Source organism: Eisenbergiella massiliensis, assembly GCF_003435485.1.
Genome location: NZ_QVLV01000010.1, coordinates 195,645 through 214,513 on the forward strand (window position 1 = coordinate 195,645; position 18,869 = coordinate 214,513).

Sequence of the window (18,869 nt, forward strand, 5' to 3'; positions counted from 1 at the left end):
CTTTTTTCAGACAGTGCAAGCTATTACTGCTCTCTGTCCGCTTTTATTGCATTGTTCATATCAACAAGCTTGGCAACATCGTCGGCCTGAGCGAGGGCTTCATCATAGAAATACTGGAATACCTCATCCACATGATAATTTTTCTGCAGCTCTTCAATTATCTTTGTGCGGACGGCTTCAAATTCTTCATCACTCTTGGCTGCAACCGCAGTAACTACATTCTTGCCCACATAAGCATTGATTTCATTTACATACGATGCAATATCACCTTCCGGATCCCCAAAGGAAATATACATGCCGGCATCCGTAACAGGCGTTTCGGCGCGGTATACATCGACCTGTGTTTCCTGTCCGTAATGGGAGATAAAATCCTTCACGGTATCGTTCATCTTTTTATCCAGCGCCTTCTGGGAGAACTGATACAGATCAATGGCAACACCATCGTCAGGATTAATTGTTCCGTTGCCGAAGCCGCAGAAATGATGGTAAACATTCACACCTGTTTCAGCGCCTAAGGCATCATCCTTGGTAACGTTCAGATACTCATCCGTAGGTACCGGCTCTCCATCCTCTACATTCCAATAGGTGCCTTCCAGACCGTTCCATGCAGTTCTGGAGAAGTCATAGGTAGATAAGAAATCAAGCAAAGCAACGCATCTTTCCGGGTTCTCCGTATTGGCGTTTACCACATATTGTCTTTCACCGCGGTACATATTGCCGAATCTGTCTTCCGCATCACCACTCAGGCTGGGCAGGGAAATAAAAGCTTTCTGATTTCCTTCTGTCTTGTTGAATTCCAGATTGGCGTTTGCAGACATCCAGCCGGGTACGTTAAACATATATTTACCGGCCTTCAGATTTTCTTCATAAATATCAGAGGTCATCGTAAAAGAGTCAGGGTCCAGCAGCCCTCTCTGGTTTGCTCTGTTATAAAAACGAACCGCTCTCCAGAAAATGCCTTCCGGATCAGTCAGCTGATTGTTTTCCAGCGGTTTGGAATCCACTGTAGATACTCCCAGGACACGTCCGGTAGTTTCAATCAGGTTTACGCCCTCCTGAGGCCCAAGACCGAAGGTAAACACCCATTCACCCCAGCCCTGTCCTGCGCCGAACCATGCACCGCAGCCATAGGTTTTCTGCCCGTCATCTGTTTCCGGCTCTGCCGCTACCATGGCTTCCATAACGTCCAGCAGATCTTCATCATAGGAATCCAGCTTGGGATAGCCGGCTTCTTTATAAACATCCCATCTGATATAGTGGCCGCAGGTAGGCACTGTGCCGTCATCCCATGACCCCTTGCACATTCCCCAAAGGTATGCGTTTCCGTCAGGGCTGTTGGCAGCCATTCTTTCAGCCTCAATCATCATTTTTCCTGCAGGGTCATTCATGGTATTCGGCGCGTACTCCTCCAGATAAGGCTCCAGATTCAGTGCAGATCCGGATTCCAGGAGCATGGGCAGCTGCTTGGTAGGATCGGATAACATGAAAATATCCGGCAAATCCCCATCCGCCATCATGGCCGACAGCTGGCTCGGCCAGTCCGCCTCCGTAACACCGGTCAGATACAGGTCGATGTTTAAAGTGTCCTCAATATACTTGCTGACGGGATCGGAACGCAGGCCATCCGCTTCCCCCCTTCCAACAAAGGCCACCACATCCAGGGCAACACGGTCCTCAAAATGGGGAATGATTACTCCTGAATCCGAGGCCTGTGCAGCCTCATCCGCAGTTTCTCCGGCAGCGCCCTCTTCAGCTGTTGTCTGTGCGGCTTCACTGGATGCCGGTGCAGGTTCGGCCGACGATTCATTGGAGGCTGAACCGCATGCCACAAGTCCGCCGAGCATGGCGACGGTAACTGTCATGGCAAGCACTTTTTTAAGTAAGTTCTTTTTCATATTCTCTCCTTCCTTTTCAGGCTGCTTTAAGCGCCCAAATCTCTTACTTTATTTAATTTCATTTTTGCAATGCGGAATCATCGCAGCAATGAAAGTAAGATCCTGTCATCCCTTTACGGCACCCAGCATAATTCCTTTGGTAAAAAACCGCTGCATATAGGGATATACACATAAAATCGGCACCACAGTAATAAAGCTCATTGCCATGCGAAGCGTAGTTGAGGTTACCTTGACCGCCGCACCTGCGGCAGCGCCGGCTCCGGTAGTGGAAACCACATTGGACTGCAGCTTGGTATACAGCAGGTACTGCAGGCAGTGAAGATTGGCTGCCTTCCTGCCCTGCATGAAGAACATGTCATCCGACCAGGTATTCCACTGATTTACCGCTGCAAACACGACGATACAGGCCAGAATCGGCTTGGCCAGAGGCAGTATAATCCGGAAAAAGACCTTTACCAGCCCTGCGCCGTCCATTTCCGCCGATTCCACCAGTTCCGATGGTATGGATTCAATATAAGTCTTAATCAGAATGATAAAATATGCCTGAACCGCATAAGGCAGTATGTATACCAGAAAATTATTTTTCAGTCCGATATTGCTGATTAACAGATAGTAAGGGATAAATCCTGCATTCACATACATGGTCACTATGAAAAAACGGTACAGCAGCTTTCTGCAGGGCAAATCCCTGTTTGCCAGCAGGTATGCCGCAAAGCTGCAGCACAGCAGCGTAAGCAGCGTTCCAAGTATCGTACGGGCAAAGGCGATGCCGATACTGGAGGTCAGGCCCGGAATTTCCAGCAGATTCGTATAGGCCTCTGTGGAAAACTCCTGTGGAATAATGTACACTCCGCGGTTGACAGCCGCCGGAGAAGACCATGAGTTAATAAATATATACCACAGCGGATAAACACATATTAAAGTAAACAATCCAAGAATAATGGCATTTATTATGCCGGCAAAGGTAATCCTGTTTTTCTTTTTACTCATATTGCAACTTCCTTTCTTCCTTGCTTCCCATCGTCAGTGTCAGAATATGGACTCTCCCCTCAGTCTCTTGGAAGCCCAATTGGCAAATGACAGAAGGATAATGCTGACAACGGATTTAAAGATACCCATGGCAGTGGCAAGGGAATACTCCATATTTTTAATACCCATACGATATACATAAGTATCAAATACCTCCAGCTTATCCCAGGTCATGCCGTTTCCCAGCAGCCAGTACTGGTCGAAACCATTGGAAAGCATGTTGGAAATTGCCAGCAGCAGCAGTACAAAGAAGGTGGATAACAGTCCGGGAACGGTAACATGTACTATTTTCTGCCAGGTATTGGCGCCATCCACATCCGCCGCCTGATACAGCTCCTGATCAATTGATGTAATGGCCGACAGATAAATAATTGCATTGTAGCCCAGCGTCTTCCATGCTCCGATTGCCACCTGTATCAGCCATGCATGCTTTGCGTTTGTCAGCGGATTAACCGGCTCTTTGACTAATCCCAGTCCCATCAATATGTTGTTCAGGGCGCTGCTTTCCGAGGACAGGAGCATAAATACAATGGAATACACCAGCACCCAGGAAATAAAGTTCGGTATGGAGGTACCAGTCTGTACCATCTTTGCATATTTCTTATTCTTCAGCTGCGAAATAGCTATGGCGAAAATTGCCGGCAACACAGAACAACAGATGTTTAAAAAAGAAATGCAAAGCGTATTACGCATTACATTCAGAAAATCCCTGGGGTTAGCCACGATTTTCTGAAAATATTTTAAGCCTACGAAATCAGAATCAAAAACGGAAACGCCAGGCTTAAAATCAACAAATGCATAGCTCCAGCCCAGAAGCGGTGCATAATTAAATATCAATACAAATACCATAAAGGGCAGTAGCAGCAATACCAGCCGTATCTTCTTCAGCTGCCTTCCCGTCAATTGTTTTTTACTCTTTTCCATTGCCTGTGCCATACGCAGTCCGCTCCTTTCTCCTCTTCCAATGTAACCGGTTTCGCATGAGTGCTTTTAAAAAGGTCCCGAAAAAAGTAACCTTCCTGTCATGACCAGATATTGCATTGTCACTTTTTCACTTATATGCTCTGTACAATTTCCTGTTTTATCACTTTTTGCTCAAATAGCATTTTGCAAAATACACAAACTTTGTTTATATCGCTTTAATTTGTTTATATTACACAATATTTTTTGTGCGTTTTATCTATATGTATTATCTTATATTTACCAACCTCTTTCATCCACTTTTTTGTCAAATAACTGTGCAGTTTTAACCATATTAACAGAATGGTTTTTTTATGCTATACTGTCCATATGTGCAATATGACTTAATATCAACAGAAAGGAGGCAATTATGCCGCTAAAAAAACCAAAACCGGTTGTTGAATATCGGAACTATTATCTTCCTTCCAGCTTTCCGGTTCTTCTGCTTACCGGAAGCAACTGGACAATATCTGACATCCGCAGTGAAAATCTGCACTTTCATAATTGCCTTGAAATCGGGATCTGCCATTCTCACGACGGCACCCTGGAATTTTATAACGGACTGAGCATTCCTTTTTCTGCAGGAGATATAACCTGCATACCCAGAAATATCCCTCATACTACCTATTCGTCTCCCTCCGTTAAAAGCAGATGGTCCTATCTGTTTTTTGACCAGCGTCAGCTTTTCAGGGATATCCTGCCTCCTGATTTCAGTTTTAATATGATACATGATGATATTCATAAATATCTGATACCTAACGGTGCTTCTTCCCGCATCCCGCTCCTTGCACAGGCATCCATTGAAGAACTCTCCGCAGAAAAGCCCGACCATCAACTGATAAAAAGCTATCTGTTCGCCCTGTACATGGAAATTATCCGTTTCCAGGATAAATATGCTGTAAATTATAATGTAGAAAATACCCCCCCCTGGCAAAATCCACCAATATCCGGCATTAGCTCACTCAGTATTACGCCGGCGCTGGACTTTATCGAAGATAACTACATGAACAAGTTTCCTGTCGATAAGCTTTCGGAACTATGCCATATGAGCCCTACCCATTTCCGAAGAAGCTTTCAGGCTGTTATGCATACCAGTCCCCTGAATTACCTGAATACTATCCGGATTATGAATGCCTGCAACCTGCTTCGTAACACAAACCATACGATTCTCAATATTTCTGTTATGACAGGCTTCAGTACGCTGAGTAATTTCAACCGGCATTTTAATGAAATGATGAAGGTTTCCCCCAAAGAATACCGGAAGCAGACTCTGCAGGGTCGAAAACCCGGCGAGGTCCCCTCCATTATCGAATATTCCGGATGGATGGAACCGGATTAAGCGCTTGTACAGCGTATAAATGTCACGGTCGTTAATAAACGCAAAAAGGCATCCGCCAACGGAATTTTCTTCCGCGGCGGATGCCTCTTTGTTTAGGAAAGCAAAATGCTCTCTGCTATTTTTATTCCATAGCCGGCATAACCGGCCTGTGGAAATATGGATTTGACTTATACAAGCTCCAGAACAACTTCCATTGCTCCGTCGCCCTTTCTCTGGCCAATCTTGATGATACGTGTATAGCCGCCCTTGCGGTCAGCATACTTGGGAGCGATTTCATCAAAAATCTTAGCAGGCATATCAACCTTCTTGGTACCTTTCTTACGTCCGGCTGCAGTTGTCGGAACTTCGGTAATAGGGTACAGAACTTTCAGCATCTGTCTTCTGGCATGAAGTCTGCTGGGCATATCCTTCTTGATTTCCTTCTCCACCTCATCGTATACGGTAACCTTCTTGCCGTCTACAACTTCCTTTACTCTCTTGCCGTCTTTGTCTTTTCTGGCAACCTTGGCAGTAACCTTAACGGTTTCGTAGTTATCTCTTTCCTTTACGCCCATTGCAATGATGCCTTCAGCGATCTTGCGAACTTCTTTAGCTCTTGCTTCAGTGGTAACGATTTTTCCGTGATATAACAGATTGGTTACCTGGTTTCTCAGCAGAGCCTTTCTCTGATCTGAGGTTTTTCCTAATTTTCTGTACTTTGCCATTTTTCTATTCTCTCTTTCATTCTTGGTACATCCGGCCACGCTCTTTGGACTTACTTACCGAATGCTGTGTAAAGCCAAAGCCACCCTGCGGACAGCTTTGACCGCCAATCATGTGACAGGCATCCTGAGGGATGCCGTGACGCCTACCGTGCCGTTCGGACTTACCGGGAAACGCCGGAACTTTTATTCAGAATTATGCATTCACGTCATCGCTGGGGTTCAGCTGAAGACCGAGTTCCTTTAATTTAGCAAGAACCTCTTCCAGAGACTTGCGGCCCAGGTTACGAACCTTCATCATATCTTCAGAAGTCTTGTTAGTTAATTCTTCTACCGTATTGATACCAGCACGCTTTAAGCAGTTATAGGAACGAACGGACAGCTCAAGCTCGTCAATGCTCATTTCCAATACTTTTTCTTTCTCATCATCTTCTTTTTCCACCATAACCTCTGCGGTCTTGGCGTTTTCAGAAAGGTCGATGAAAAGGCTTAAATGTTCGCTGAGTACTTTTGCAGCAAGGCTGACAGCTTCGTCCGGAGCCAGAGTGCCATTGGTATAAACATCCAGTGTCAGTTTATCAAAGTCAGTTACCTGACCAACACGGGTATTGGCTACAGTCATGTTTACTCTTTCTACCGGGGTATAGATGGAATCAACAGCGATTACGCCGATAGGCAGGTCTTCGCTCTTGTTCTTCTCTGCGCTGACATATCCACGTCCCTTGGTAATGGTCAGTTCCATGTACAGCTTGCTTTCCTTGCCGCCGCTTAAGGTAGCAATTACCAGGTCGGGATTAAGAATCTCAATATCCTGGTCTGCCTGAATATCTGAAGCCCGGACAACACCTTCGCCCTCGTATTCGATATAAGCGGTCTTAGGTTCATTGGTTTCGCTGTTATTCTTGATTGCCAGACTCTTGATGTTCATGATGATTTCAGTCACATCTTCCTTGACACCAGGAATAGAGCTGAATTCATGCAGCACGCCTTCAATCTTGACCTGGCTCACAGCCGCACCCGGCAGGGAAGAAAGCATGATTCTTCTCAGTGAATTGCCAAGGGTGATACCGTAACCTCTTTCCAGCGGTTCTACAACGAATTTGCCGTATTTCTTGTCCTCAGAGATTTCAGCAACCTCGATATTGGGTCTTTCAAAATCAAACACTGCAAATACCCTCCTTTACGAACGAAAAGTTTCTTAATTGAAACGTTCACGCCAGTTACAAGAAATTACTTGGAATACAATTCGACGATAAGCATTTCGTCTACAGGTACATCAATCATTTCCCTGGTCGGAAGTTCCTTAATCGTTCCTTTGAAGTTTTCCTGATCTACATCCATCCACTCCGGAACAAGTCTTCCTGCTGTAACTTCGAGGATATCTTTATATCTCTGCATTCCTTTTGCTTTTTCCTTGATTTCAACCACATCGCCTGCTTTTACCAGGTAAGAAGGAATGTTGATGCACTTTCCGTTTACCAGTACATGCTTGTGATCTACTACCTGTCTAGCTTCTCTTCTGGTTCTTGCAAAGCCCATTCTGAAAACAACGCTGTCCAGTCTGCTCTCAAGAAGAGTCATCAGGTTTTCACCTGTCATACCCTTCATTTTATCGGCTTTCTTATAGTAATTTCTGAAAGGTTTTTCCAGAACGCCGTAAATGAATTTGGCTTTCTGTTTTTCTCTCAGCTGTGTGCCGTATTCGCTGACCTTCTTACCAGCTCTTGCGCTGGTTCTGTTGGACTTTTTATCGTATCCCAGGTACATGGGTTCAAGACCAAGGGTTCTGCATCTTTTTAAAACAGGGGTTCTGTTTACTGCCATTTAAAATTTCCTCCAAATATTGTTTACAGTACGCTCCGCCGGTCCTGCCGGCGAAAAGCCGTTTCCTCATGAAACAACCGCACTCACTGTGCCGTACTTTCTTCCAACGTTTTCTCAATTTATTATTTACGCAACCATCCGTTCCCGGATGAAAATCACAAAATGCTGATTAAACTCTACGACGCTTGGGCGGGCGGCATCCGTTGTGGGGAACGGGAGTAACATCCTTAATGCTGGTTACTTCCAGACCACATGCAGAGAGTGCACGGATAGCAGCTTCACGTCCTGAACCAGGACCCTTTACAAAAACGTCCACAGTCTTCAGGCCGTGCGGAATAGCAGCCTTTGCAGCAGTTTCTGCAGCCATCTGTGCTGCGTACGGAGTAGATTTCCTTGAACCTCTAAATCCCAGACCGCCGGCGCTTGCCCAGCTTAAAGCATTTCCTTCAGTATCTGTCAGGGTAACAATTGTGTTATTGAAAGATGACTGAATATGTGCCTGTCCGCGTTCAACGTTTTTTCTGACACGTTTCTTTGTTACTTTTTTCGCAACTTTCTTAGCCATTTAAACTAACCTACTTTCCTCAATAAATTGATATTATTTCTTCTTGTTTGCAACCGTTCTCTTAGGACCTTTTCTTGTTCTGGCATTGTTCTTGGTATTCTGGCCGCGAACCGGAAGTCCTTTTCTGTGACGGATACCCCTATAGCATCCGATTTCCTGTAATCTCTTGATGTTCAGAGCGATTTCTCTTCTCAGATCACCTTCAACAGTCATTGTTTCATCAATAACAGCGCTGAGTCTCTTTACCTCATCGTCTGTCAGTTCCCTTACACGGGTGTCAGGGTTGACATTTGCCTTTTCGCAGATTTTTGTTGCGCTCGGTCTACCGATACCATAGATATAGGTAAGTCCGATTTCCACACGTTTTTCTCTTGGTAAGTCAATACCTGCAATACGAGCCATTTACGTTTCCTCCGTTTTCTTTCGCGCAATTCCCACCCGGAAGGCTCCGGGCCGCGCGTTTCTTCACTGCGCAGTCAAATAACCGGTCTTTATTTCCGCAACCGGCAGCTCTGAGCCATCCCTGGCCCCGCCCTCCGCCGCGGTCGTCAAATCCCTGCAGACTTCCGCATATACCATCAGATATCTGCACTCCCTTACAGTTCTTCAACTAAGTATTTAACGCGCAACGAGCACATGGCAGACTATCCCCTTCCACGTTCCACACGCTTCCGAGTGTATCACACCCTGTGCATACTAAAAAATAGTTACTAATTGACTGGGGTACTCCCATGAATCTCCCTTCCGGCGATAACCAAAAGCTCCCGTCCGCCATTTCTGGCCTCCAACAACTCTCTCTATCTCTCCCGGAAATCCAATAGGAAAAACAAAGCAAATCGGAGATTTGTTTTGTTTTTCGAGCGACTGCCCCGCAGTCGCTTACCCAGCCGGACATCCATCCGGCCTTTCCGATACTCCGGTATTCTCACGAATACTGAGGACGCTGTGCATCCTAATTTTCGGTATCAAAAAGTAATCTCCCGTAAACCCATGTAAGATTTTCTGCGGCTCTGCCGAAACATCGCCGCATCCCAACACGAATTGTCTTACGTTCAATTATCTACAAGCACCTTTTTTGTAATTGGTGCTGATGCCGCCTGAATGGAGCGACAAGGATCAACCCTGTCTCTGTTTGTGCTTCGGGTTCTCGCAGATGATTCTGATAGCACCCTTTCTCTTGATGACTTTGCATTTTTCGCAAATCGGTTTTACTGATGATCTAACTTTCATGTTAAACCTCCTTTCAAAAAAGACCGTTTTAAATTATAACATGGGGCAACGGTTTATGCAAGCTGTTTTCACGAAATTAACCCGGTTTTTCCTGAAAAATCCGGTAATTTCCTGACAGCCGGCTGTAAGGACCTGAAACTCATTCATTCCAGTGTCCGGTTACACGGATTATTTATCTCTCCAGATAATACGTCCTTTGGACAGATCATAAGGAGAAAGCTCCAGAGTCACTTTATCACCGGGAAGGATACGGATAAAATTCTGTCTTAATTTTCCGCTGATATGTGCAAGCACTCTGTGTCCATTCTCCAACTCCACCTGGAACATGGTGTTGGGCAGCTTTTCAACTACGGTTCCTTCGATTTCAATTACATCTGCTTTTGACATATTTTGCTTCCTTTCTGTTTACAATCATTATCAATTTACTCAGGTTTCATTCTGCGGTTAAAAAGCTCTATCCTCTCTCTGATTTGAGTGTCGGCCCAGGCAGGATTTTGAAAGAAGCGTTCCAGCTCTTCTTCAGAAACACCTTCGTGTATCACCTGAATATGCCTTCGGTTCTTCTTCTTCGGATTCAGCAGACCGCGTTTACGTCCGTCCGCCAGATATACCGTATCCTGCTCTTCCTTTACAATCAGATAAAGCTTATCTTTGTCATGCCCCGCTTTTGAGAGCGCCAGTTTTCCAGTCATAGATTTCCTCATTTCAGCAGATTGTGAGAATCTCCGGCTCGCCTTCCGTTATCAGAATTGTATTCTCATAATGGGCGGAAAGGGAACCATCCCTGGTCACAACAGTCCATCCGTCATCCAGAAACTCCACCGGCCAGCCGCCCATATTGATCATGGGCTCTATTGCCAGGGTCATGCCGGCCTGCAGTCTTACGCCCCTGCGTTTCTGCCTGAAATTGGGGATCTGAGGATCCTCATGAAGCTGGGTGCCAATGCCATGACCAACTAAATCACGGACAATCCCATACCCAAATCCGCTCACATAATCATCAATCGCTTCGGATATATCATGAAGGTGGTTTCCTGCTTTCGCGAGTTTAATTCCTTCAAAAAAGCTCTGCCTGGTCACCGCAATCAGCTTTTTGGCATCTTCGCTGATATTGCCCACCGCATGGGTTCTTGCCGCATCGGAATGATACCCCTTGTAAATAAGTCCCGCATCCAGGCTGACAATGTCACCCTCCTCCAGGATATGGTTCCTGTTGGGGATTCCATGTACCACCTCATTGTTGACCGATACACAGATAGACGCCGGATACCCGTTGTAATTCAGAAAGTTGGGTGTACAGCCGTAGCTGCGTATTAATTTCTCGCCCAGCATATCAATGTCCAGCGTGGAAATGCCGGGACGGATAAAAGCACCGAGTTCTTCGTGAACCTCTGCCAGTATCCTTCCGGCCTCCCGCATAAATTCAATTTCTCTTGCAGATTTAATGGTCACTGCCATACAAATAACCTCCGAAGGCCGCTATCCTTAACCAAGGATTTTTACAATTGCATCAAAGACTTCTTCCATCGGAAGAGTGCCGTCAACTGTTCTCAGCACACCTTTGCCTGTATAATACTCAATCAGAGGCTGTGTCTGCTCATGATAAACCTTAAGACGGTTCTTTACTGTCTCAGGCTGATCATCATCCCTCAGCACCAGTTCGCTGCCGCATACATCGCAGATACCTTCTTTTTTGGGCGGTATGTTCACAATGTGGTAGGTAGCGCCGCAGTTAAGGCATGCACGTCTGCCGGACATTCTTCTGATAATATTCTCGTCGGGTACATCCACGTCAACTGCAAAATCAACGCTGTCACCCAGCTTGATCAGTTCCTTGTCAAGAACCTCAGCCTGAGGAATCGTTCTCGGGAATCCATCCAGAACATAACCGTTTTTGCAGTCATCCTGGGCAACTCTGTCCAGAAGAAGGCGTACGGTGAGTTCATCCGGAACAAGGAGTCCCTTATCCATATATTCCTTGGCCTCTTTACCAAGCTCGGTACCATTTTTAATATTAGCCCTGAAAATATCTCCTGTTGAGATATGGGGAACGCCGTATTTTTCAGCAATCAGTTTCGCCTGAGTTCCTTTTCCGGCGCCAGGAGCACCTAACATAATAATTTTCATAGCATTTTCTCCACTTTGAGGACGCGTTTCTCCGGTAACTGTTTCTTGCCTGCACAGTTACCTCCTCTGTTCTATATCGCATTTTGGGACAAAACAAATGTTCTGTCCCAATTATCATTAGTATATATGATTAGTCATTCAAAAAGCCTTTGTAGTTACGCACAAGCATCAGGGATTCAATCTGCTTTAATGTCTCAAGAACTACGCTGACAACGATGATAAGGCTCGTTCCGCCAAAGGAAACGCTTGCGCCGAAGATACCGTTGAATACAAAGGGCAGTACGCAGACAATTGTCAGGCCGCATGCACCGATGAAAATAATGTAGTTCAGGATTCTGTTCAGATAATCACTGGTGGGCTTGCCGGGCCTGATACCGGGAATGAATCCGCCCTGCTTCTTCATATTGTTTGCAATCTCAAGGGGATTGAAGGTAATCGATGTATAGAAATAAGCAAAAAAGATTACCAGAACAATATATACAACAAGGCCGATAGAATATACCGGCTCACTGGGCTTGCACCAGCTGCTTGAGCTTAATCCCTTCAGGATATGGCTCCATACGCCTGTTCCCTTATAGCCCAAAAGCTGAGCGATAATTACCGGGAACTGCATGATGGAGGATGCAAAAATTACGGGGATAACGCCTGCAGTATTCACCTTCAGCGGGATATTGGAGGACTGGCCGCCCACCATTTTCCTTCCCTGAACCTTCTTTGCATACTGGACCGGGATTTTCCGGGTTGCATCATTCAGGATTATAACCAGAATAACCATGGCAACAATAATAGCCAGAATGATAAGAGCCGCTAAAACAGCGGTTGCCACAGGTTTGCCCTTTACAAACTGATTATAAAGGCTTGCCAGATCCTGAGGCATCCTGGATACAATGTTGATGGTCAGGACTATTGAAATACCGTTGCCCACACCATTTTCCGTAATTCTCTCACCAATCCACATCAGGAATGCACTTCCTGCTGTAAGGGCAGCGATAACAGTAATTACGTTCAATGCATTGAAGTCTTCCAGCAGTCCGCTTCTGCCGAAGCCGATTGCCATAGCGGTTGATTCAATCAAAGCCAGACCAACAGTAACATATCTGGTGATTGCGGTCAGCTTCTTACGGCCGTCCTCACCGTCCTTCTGCATTTCTTCCAGCTTAGGGATGGCAATGGTCAAGAGCTGTATAATGATGGAGGATGTAATATACGGCGTAATGTTCAGGGCGAACAATGACATGTTCAGGAAAGAACCGCCGGTAAACGCATCAAAAAAATTGAATGCGTCACCGGTCTGCGCCGCAAACCATCTGGAAAAATAAGTTCTGTCAACCCCAGGCACAGGCAGCTGTGATCCTAAGCGGATCACAACCAGCATGGCAAAGGTGTAGAAAATCTTCTTCCGGAGCTCTTTCATTTTAAATGCATTTTTAAGTGTTGTAAGCATTACATCACCTCTGCTGTTCCACCAAGTGCTTCGATTTTTTCTTTTGCGGATGCGCTGAACGCATCAGCCTTAACATCGAGCTTTTTGGTCAATTCTCCGTTTCCGAGGATTTTTACTCCATCTTTGGGATTTTTAACAATGCCCTTTTCAATTAAGGTTTCTACGGTAACGGTAGTTCCGTTCTCAAAAACCTCCAGAGCGCTTAAGTTAATGCCTACGATAACCTTAGAGTTTCTGTTAGTGAAGCCTCTCTTGGGAATACGTCTGTATAAAGGCATCTGACCGCCTTCAAAGCCCGGCCTGGGAGCTCCTGAACGAGCTTTCTGACCTTTGTGTCCCTTACCAGCTGTTTTGCCGTTTCCTGAACCATGGCCACGGCCTCTTCTGAAGTTATCGCTGTGCTTGGAACCTTCTGCAGGCTGTAAGTTTGATAATTCCATTCCTGACACCTCCTGTTCTTACGCTTCTTCTACTTTGAGCATGTAACCGACCTGCTGAATCATGCCTCTTATGGATTCATTGTCGGGCAGCTCAACTGTTTTGTGCATTTTGGTAAGTCCCATTGCCTTTACGGTAGCTTTATGCTTCGGAACCGCACCGATAGGGGACTTTACCAACGTGATTTTTAAAGTTTTCTCTGCCATTTTAAATTTCCTCCTTAAGCCATGATTTCGTCAACAGATTTACCACGGTTAGCTGCTACTTCTTCAGGAGTCTTTAACTGGCTTAAGCCTTCGATGGTAGCAAGTACGACGTTCTGCTTGTTATTGGATCCAAGAGATTTCGTACGGATATTTTTAATACCTGCAAGTTCGCATACGTTACGAACAGGGCCGCCGGCGATAACACCGGTACCATCAGGAGCTTTCTTGAGAAGAACGGTTGCAGAACCGAACTTGCCCAGGAAGTCATGGGTAATACTGTTGTTTTCATCCAGTGCAACGCTTACCAGATTCTTGGCAGCGTCTTCTTTTCCTTTGCGGATAGCTTCCGGAATTTCAGTTGCTTTTCCAAGGCCTACACCTACGTGTCCCGCGCCGTCGCCTACTACGACTAAAGCTGTGAAACGGAAGTTACGACCACCCTTTACAACCTTAGTTACACGTTTGATGGAAACTACTTTTTCAGTGAGTTCCAGATTGCTTGTGTCAATGATTGTATGTCTCATTTACGATGTGTTCTCCCTTCCTAGAATTCCAGGCCAGCTTCTCTGGCCGCATCAGCTAATGCTGCGATCTTACCCTGGTATATAAAGCCGCCTCTGTCAAAGACAACCGCTTTGATTCCTTTTTCCAGAGCCCTCTTTGCAATTACAGTTCCCAGGTATGCTGCCGCATCAACGTTATTGGTTTTTTCCAGTTCAGCCTTTACGTCTTTTTCAACGGTGGAGGCTGCAACAAGTGTATTTCCAACTGTATCGTCGATAATTTGAGCATACATATGATTATTGCTTCTGAACACAGCAAGACGCGGTCTTTCAGCAGTGCCGCTAAAACGGTTACGCAGTTTTCTATGCTTGTTCAAACGAACTTCTTGTCTTGATTTCTTACTAACCATTTTTACACTCTCCTTATCTATTTCTTACCAGTCTTACCAACTTTACGTCTGATTGTTTCATCAGCATACTTGATACCCTTGCCCTTGTAAGGTTCCGGTCTTCTCTTGTCTCTGATTTCAGCTGCGAATTGGCCAACTTTTTCTTTATCGATACCTTTTACGATGATGATGTTCTGTCCTTCCATCACTGTTTCAATGCCTTCGGGATCTTCCATCTCCACCGGGTGGGAATAACCTAAAGATAAGGTTAATTTATTGCCGGACTTTGCTGCTCTGTAACCTACACCATTTACTTCCAGCTTCTTCTCGTAGCCCTGGGTTACACCAACAACCATGTTGTTGATCAGTGTTCTGGTCAGACCATGCAGGGATTTCATTTTCTTTAAATCATTAGGTCTGGAAACCACGATTTCGGTTCCTTCCATCTTGATTTCCATCTCAGCAGGGAGCACTCTTTCAAGTGTGCCCTTGGGACCTTTTACAGTCACTTTATTATTTTCTGCAATCTCTACAGTAACGCCTGCAGGAACTGCGATTGGCATTCTTCCTATACGTGACATGCCCGTACCTCCTATAATTTATTCAAAGCCAGCCCAGCATCCGGTTGATTACCAAACGAATGCCAGTACCTCGCCGCCTACCTGAAGTTCTCTTGCTTTCTTGTCTGTGATAACGCCCTGGTTGGTAGAGATGATAGCAATACCAAGTCCGCCCAGTACCTTGGGAAGTTCTTCCTTGCCTGCGTATACGCGGAGGCCGGGTTTGGAAATTCTCTTTAAGCCTGTGATGATCTTATGGTTCTTGTCTTCACCATATTTCAGGGTGATATGGATGGTCTTGAAAGCACCGTCATCCAGAATGTCATATTTCTTGATATATCCCTCGTCCAGCAGAATCTGCGCGATAGCCAGTTTCATTTTGGATGAAGGTACATCTACTGTATCATGTTTTGCAGTATTTGCATTACGGATTCTTGTAAGCATATCTGCAATCGGATCGCTCATTGTCATTTGAATTGCCTCCTTCTTACCAACTTGCTTTCTTTACGCCGGGGATCTGTCCTTTATATGCCAGTTCACGGAAGCAGATTCTGCAGATTCCGTATTTTCTTAACACTGAATGTGGACGACCACAGATTTTGCAACGAGTATATTCTCTTGTGGAGAATTTAGGTTTGCGCTGCTGTTTAATCTTCATTGCTGTCTTAGCCATGAATGAACCTCCTTATTTCTCAAAAGGCATGTTGAATAATCTCAGTAATTCACGTGCCTCTTCGTCAGTCTTTGCAGTAGTAACGATGATAACGTCCATACCTCTTACTTTCTCTACCTTATCGTATTCGATTTCGGGGAAAATAAGCTGTTCCTTGATGCCCAGTGCGTAGTTTCCTCTTCCGTCGAATGCATCAGGGTTTACACCTCTGAAGTCACGTACACGAGGAAGCGCAAGGTTTACAAGACGGTCAAGAAAATCATACATTTTCTCACCACGGAGGGTTGTTTTACATCCGATTGCCATACCTTCTCTGATTTTAAAGTTAGCGATGGAGTTTTTAGCCCTTGTAAGTACTACATGCTGTCCTGTGATTGTTTCAAGGTCCTTCACGGCAGATTCCAGAGCCTTTGCATTATCTTTTGCTTCGCCAACACCCATGTTGATGACGATTTTATCCAGCTTCGGAACTTCCATAACATTTTTATATCCGAACTTTTTGGTCATTGCTTCTACAATCGTATCATTGTATAAGTCTTTCAGTCTACTCACGTTTACGGCCTCCTTCCTTAGAATTAATCAATTACGTCGCCGGTTGATTTAGCGAAACGTACTTTCTTGTCATTTTCAACTTTGAAACCGATTCTGGTCGGTTTTCCTTTGTAAACGTACATTACGTTCGATACATCAAGCGCAGCTTCTTTTTGAATAATTCCGCCGTTCTGGTTTGCAGCAGACGGTTTTGCATGCTTTGTTACCATGTTCACGCCTTCAACAACCACTTTGCCGTTCTTCTTATCTACGGAAAGAACTTTTCCTTCTTTGTCCTTATCCTTACCAGCGATTACTTTAACAGTATCGCCCTTCTTAATTTTCATTGTCGACATAAGGCACCTCCTATAATACTTCGGGAGCCAGAGATACAATTTTCATAAACTGTTTCTCACGAAGCTCTCTTGCTACCGGTCCAAAGATACGGGTTCCTCTGGGAGTCTTGTCATCTTTGATGATTACAGCAGCATTTTCGTCAAATTTGATATAAGAACCGTCTTTACGACGAGCGCCTTTTACAGTACGTACAACAACAGCTTTTACTACGTCGCCTTTTTTTACAACGCCGCCTGGTGTTGCATCTTTGACGCTGGCAACGATAACATCGCCGATATTCGCATACCTTCTTGTAGAGCCACCCATAACTCTGATGCACAGGAGCTCTTTTGCACCGGTATTATCAGCAACTTTCAATCTGCTTTCCTGTTGAATCATGCTAATTCTCCTTCCGCCAGGTTCACCCCTGATTTAGCTGGGCGCAGAACCTGTATTCCTATTATTGCAAACGTTTGAATTAACGTTAATTATTTTGCTCTTTCAATGATTTCCACAAGTCTCCATCTCTTGTCTTTGGACAGAGGTCTTGTTTCCATTACTTTAACGGTATCGCCGATGTTGCAATCGTTGTTCTCGTCATGAGCTTTCAGCTTGTAGGTTCTCTTAACGATTTTACCATAAAGAGGGTGTCTTACATGGTCTTCTACAGCAACAACGATAGTTTTCTGCATTTTATTACTAACGACTTTACCAGTACGTGTTTTTCTCAGATTTCTTTCTTCCACGTCGATGTGCTCCTTTCTGGAATGTTAACGGCTTACTGAGCAGCCTTGGCTTTTTCAGTAATGAGGGTCTGGATTCTTGCGATATTCTTCCGAACCTCTTTGATTCTTGCCGTGTTATCAAGCTGATTTGTTGCGTTCTGGAATCTCAAATTGAAAAGTTCTTTTTTAGCATTTACCAGTTCCTGTGCTAAATCAGCGTCGGATTTTTTCTTTAAATCTTCAACAAACTGTTTAGTTTTCATTTGATACACCGCCTTCCAAATCTGCTTTAGAAACAACTTTACATTTACATGGAAGCTTATGCATAGCAAGACGTAATGCTTCTTTTGCGGATTCCTCAGGAACACCTGCAATTTCAAACATTACACGTCCGGGCTTAACAACCGCTACCCAGTATTCCAGAGTACCTTTACCGGAACCCATACGTGTTTCTGCTGGTTTTGCTGTTACTGGTTTGTCAGGGAAAATCTTAATCCATACCTTACCACTACGCTTTGTATAACGTGTCAGCGCGATACGGGCTGCTTCAATCTGATTGGACTTGATCCAGCACGGCTCTGTTGCTACCAGACCGTACTCACCATAAGTAATGGTGTTGCCGCGCATTGCTTTGCCTGCCATAGAACCGCGGAACTGTTTACGACGTTTAACTCTTTTAGGCATTAACATTATTTATCGCTCCCTTCCTTGTTTCCTTTCGCAGGAAGTATTTCGCCCTTGTAGATCCATACTTTGACACCAACTTTACCGTATGTGGTATCTGCTTCTGCAAATCCATAATCGATATCAGCTCTCAGTGTCTGAAGCGGGATGGTTCCTTCACTGTAGAATTCGGTACGAGCCATATCAGCTCCGCCAAGACGGCCTGCACATGCAGCCTTGATACCCAGCGCGCCGGCCTTCATGGTTCTGCCCATGCAGGATTTCATAGCTCTTCTGAAAGACACACGGTTTTCCAGCTGCTGAGCGATGTTCTCTGCAACCAGCTGTGCATCCCTGTCAGGTCTCTTGATTTCTTTGATGTCAACAAGAACCTTTTTGTCTGTCAGCTTGGACAGCTCTTTCTTGGTAACCTCGATTTCCGCACCGCCCTTACCGATAACAACACCCGGCTTCGCAGTGTAGATGATAACCTTTACTCTGTCGGATGCTCTTTCGATTTCAATCTTGGAAACACCGGCACTGTAAAGTTTTTTCTTTAAATATTTTCTGATATTGTAATCTTCTACTAAAAAGTCTGAAAACTCAGCGTCCGCATACCATCTGGAATCCCAATCTTTGATGACGCCGACTCTTAAGCCATGAGGATTAACTTTCTGTCCCATATTTTCTCCTTTCACGTTTGCCCCGTCCGGGACAATTCCTTCCTCGGA

Annotated in this window: 29 protein-coding genes; 1 reads left to right on the forward strand and 28 read right to left on the reverse strand. The window is 45.1% G+C overall.

The window, feature by feature from the left end:
* Positions 1 to 23 precede the first annotated feature (23 nt).
* The 3 genes from DXC51_RS15990 to DXC51_RS16000 form a co-directional block, all read right to left on the reverse strand.
* On the reverse strand, positions 24 to 1,895 hold the full coding sequence (locus DXC51_RS15990; RefSeq protein WP_025487409.1) for a type 2 periplasmic-binding domain-containing protein: 1,872 nt from the start codon (positions 1,893 to 1,895) through the stop codon (positions 24 to 26).
* A gap of 105 nt (positions 1,896 to 2,000) precedes the next feature.
* Positions 2,001 to 2,885, reverse strand: a complete 885-nt coding sequence (locus tag DXC51_RS15995) for a carbohydrate ABC transporter permease (RefSeq protein WP_021633731.1) — start codon at positions 2,883 to 2,885, stop codon at positions 2,001 to 2,003.
* 39 nt (positions 2,886 to 2,924) lie between these two features.
* Positions 2,925 to 3,860 (reverse strand): ABC transporter permease, encoded by a 936-nt coding sequence (locus DXC51_RS16000; protein WP_021633730.1) that lies wholly within the window; start codon positions 3,858 to 3,860, stop codon positions 2,925 to 2,927.
* A 394-nt stretch (positions 3,861 to 4,254) separates the two neighbouring features.
* Here DXC51_RS16000 and DXC51_RS16005 point away from each other — a divergent pair, with 394 nt between their 5' ends.
* Positions 4,255 to 5,223 (forward strand): AraC family transcriptional regulator, encoded by a 969-nt coding sequence (locus tag DXC51_RS16005; RefSeq protein WP_117544902.1) that lies wholly within the window; start codon positions 4,255 to 4,257, stop codon positions 5,221 to 5,223.
* A 167-nt stretch (positions 5,224 to 5,390) separates the two neighbouring features.
* Here the strand turns inward: DXC51_RS16005 and DXC51_RS16010 are convergent, their stop codons facing one another.
* The 25 genes from DXC51_RS16010 to rpsC form a co-directional block, all read right to left on the reverse strand.
* A complete protein-coding gene (locus tag DXC51_RS16010) occupies positions 5,391 to 5,927 on the reverse strand; it encodes a bL17 family ribosomal protein (RefSeq protein WP_021633726.1) in 537 nt (178 codons plus the stop codon).
* Positions 5,928 to 6,120: 193 nt separating this feature from the next.
* A complete protein-coding gene (locus tag DXC51_RS16015) occupies positions 6,121 to 7,089 on the reverse strand; it encodes a DNA-directed RNA polymerase subunit alpha (protein WP_021633725.1) in 969 nt (322 codons plus the stop codon).
* Positions 7,090 to 7,154: 65 nt separating this feature from the next.
* Positions 7,155 to 7,748: a 30S ribosomal protein S4 gene (gene rpsD / locus DXC51_RS16020; protein WP_025487410.1), complete on the reverse strand. Its 594-nt coding sequence runs from the start codon at positions 7,746 to 7,748 to the stop codon at positions 7,155 to 7,157.
* A 169-nt stretch (positions 7,749 to 7,917) separates the two neighbouring features.
* Positions 7,918 to 8,313, reverse strand: coding sequence for a 30S ribosomal protein S11 (rpsK, locus tag DXC51_RS16025; protein WP_021633722.1), 396 nt, complete (start codon positions 8,311 to 8,313; stop codon positions 7,918 to 7,920).
* Between the two features lie 33 nt (positions 8,314 to 8,346).
* On the reverse strand, positions 8,347 to 8,715 hold the full coding sequence (rpsM, locus tag DXC51_RS16030) for a 30S ribosomal protein S13 (protein ID WP_021633721.1): 369 nt from the start codon (positions 8,713 to 8,715) through the stop codon (positions 8,347 to 8,349).
* A 714-nt stretch (positions 8,716 to 9,429) separates the two neighbouring features.
* Entirely contained in the window at positions 9,430 to 9,543 is a 114-nt protein-coding gene (gene rpmJ / locus DXC51_RS16035; RefSeq protein WP_023353537.1) for a 50S ribosomal protein L36, read from the reverse strand.
* Between the two features lie 168 nt (positions 9,544 to 9,711).
* Positions 9,712 to 9,930, reverse strand: a complete 219-nt coding sequence (infA, locus tag DXC51_RS16040; protein ID WP_009256116.1) for a translation initiation factor IF-1 — start codon at positions 9,928 to 9,930, stop codon at positions 9,712 to 9,714.
* 35 nt (positions 9,931 to 9,965) lie between these two features.
* Entirely contained in the window at positions 9,966 to 10,235 is a 270-nt protein-coding gene (locus DXC51_RS16045; protein ID WP_180998385.1) for a KOW domain-containing RNA-binding protein, read from the reverse strand.
* Between the two features lie 13 nt (positions 10,236 to 10,248).
* Positions 10,249 to 11,001, reverse strand: coding sequence for a type I methionyl aminopeptidase (gene map, locus DXC51_RS16050; RefSeq protein ID WP_025487412.1), 753 nt, complete (start codon positions 10,999 to 11,001; stop codon positions 10,249 to 10,251).
* Positions 11,002 to 11,028: 27 nt separating this feature from the next.
* Positions 11,029 to 11,670, reverse strand: a complete 642-nt coding sequence (locus tag DXC51_RS16055) for an adenylate kinase (RefSeq protein ID WP_117544903.1) — start codon at positions 11,668 to 11,670, stop codon at positions 11,029 to 11,031.
* Between the two features lie 130 nt (positions 11,671 to 11,800).
* Complete coding sequence (gene secY, locus DXC51_RS16060) at positions 11,801 to 13,114, reverse strand: preprotein translocase subunit SecY (RefSeq protein WP_021633715.1); 1,314 nt, start codon at positions 13,112 to 13,114, stop codon at positions 11,801 to 11,803.
* A complete protein-coding gene (gene rplO / locus DXC51_RS16065; RefSeq protein ID WP_025487413.1) occupies positions 13,114 to 13,554 on the reverse strand; it encodes a 50S ribosomal protein L15 in 441 nt (146 codons plus the stop codon). The genes secY and rplO overlap by 1 nt, the downstream gene beginning before the upstream one ends.
* Before the next feature lie 18 nt (positions 13,555 to 13,572).
* On the reverse strand, positions 13,573 to 13,758 hold the full coding sequence (rpmD, locus tag DXC51_RS16070) for a 50S ribosomal protein L30 (protein ID WP_021633713.1): 186 nt from the start codon (positions 13,756 to 13,758) through the stop codon (positions 13,573 to 13,575).
* A 14-nt stretch (positions 13,759 to 13,772) separates the two neighbouring features.
* Positions 13,773 to 14,282, reverse strand: coding sequence for a 30S ribosomal protein S5 (gene rpsE / locus DXC51_RS16075; RefSeq protein WP_021633712.1), 510 nt, complete (start codon positions 14,280 to 14,282; stop codon positions 13,773 to 13,775).
* Positions 14,283 to 14,302: 20 nt separating this feature from the next.
* On the reverse strand, positions 14,303 to 14,671 hold the full coding sequence (gene rplR, locus DXC51_RS16080) for a 50S ribosomal protein L18 (RefSeq protein ID WP_021633711.1): 369 nt from the start codon (positions 14,669 to 14,671) through the stop codon (positions 14,303 to 14,305).
* A gap of 17 nt (positions 14,672 to 14,688) precedes the next feature.
* Positions 14,689 to 15,231, reverse strand: coding sequence for a 50S ribosomal protein L6 (gene rplF / locus DXC51_RS16085; protein WP_025487414.1), 543 nt, complete (start codon positions 15,229 to 15,231; stop codon positions 14,689 to 14,691).
* 48 nt (positions 15,232 to 15,279) lie between these two features.
* Positions 15,280 to 15,681, reverse strand: coding sequence for a 30S ribosomal protein S8 (rpsH, locus tag DXC51_RS16090; RefSeq protein WP_021633709.1), 402 nt, complete (start codon positions 15,679 to 15,681; stop codon positions 15,280 to 15,282).
* Positions 15,682 to 15,697: 16 nt separating this feature from the next.
* Entirely contained in the window at positions 15,698 to 15,883 is a 186-nt protein-coding gene (locus DXC51_RS16095; RefSeq protein WP_009256127.1) for a type Z 30S ribosomal protein S14, read from the reverse strand.
* 12 nt (positions 15,884 to 15,895) lie between these two features.
* Complete coding sequence (gene rplE / locus DXC51_RS16100; RefSeq protein WP_021633708.1) at positions 15,896 to 16,435, reverse strand: 50S ribosomal protein L5; 540 nt, start codon at positions 16,433 to 16,435, stop codon at positions 15,896 to 15,898.
* Positions 16,436 to 16,458: 23 nt separating this feature from the next.
* Positions 16,459 to 16,770 carry a 50S ribosomal protein L24 gene (gene rplX, locus DXC51_RS16105; RefSeq protein WP_025487415.1) on the reverse strand — a complete coding sequence of 104 codons (312 nt, stop codon included), beginning with the start codon at positions 16,768 to 16,770 and terminating at the stop codon, positions 16,459 to 16,461.
* Between the two features lie 10 nt (positions 16,771 to 16,780).
* Positions 16,781 to 17,149: a 50S ribosomal protein L14 gene (gene rplN, locus DXC51_RS16110; protein ID WP_021633706.1), complete on the reverse strand. Its 369-nt coding sequence runs from the start codon at positions 17,147 to 17,149 to the stop codon at positions 16,781 to 16,783.
* A gap of 89 nt (positions 17,150 to 17,238) precedes the next feature.
* Positions 17,239 to 17,496 (reverse strand): 30S ribosomal protein S17, encoded by a 258-nt coding sequence (gene rpsQ / locus DXC51_RS16115; protein ID WP_009256131.1) that lies wholly within the window; start codon positions 17,494 to 17,496, stop codon positions 17,239 to 17,241.
* A 32-nt stretch (positions 17,497 to 17,528) separates the two neighbouring features.
* Positions 17,529 to 17,738, reverse strand: coding sequence for a 50S ribosomal protein L29 (gene rpmC, locus DXC51_RS16120; protein ID WP_021633704.1), 210 nt, complete (start codon positions 17,736 to 17,738; stop codon positions 17,529 to 17,531).
* Positions 17,728 to 18,165, reverse strand: coding sequence for a 50S ribosomal protein L16 (gene rplP / locus DXC51_RS16125; protein WP_021633703.1), 438 nt, complete (start codon positions 18,163 to 18,165; stop codon positions 17,728 to 17,730). The genes rpmC and rplP overlap by 11 nt, the downstream gene beginning before the upstream one ends.
* Positions 18,165 to 18,821, reverse strand: a complete 657-nt coding sequence (gene rpsC, locus DXC51_RS16130) for a 30S ribosomal protein S3 (RefSeq protein ID WP_021633702.1) — start codon at positions 18,819 to 18,821, stop codon at positions 18,165 to 18,167. The genes rplP and rpsC overlap by 1 nt, the downstream gene beginning before the upstream one ends.
* Positions 18,822 to 18,869 lie beyond the last annotated feature (48 nt).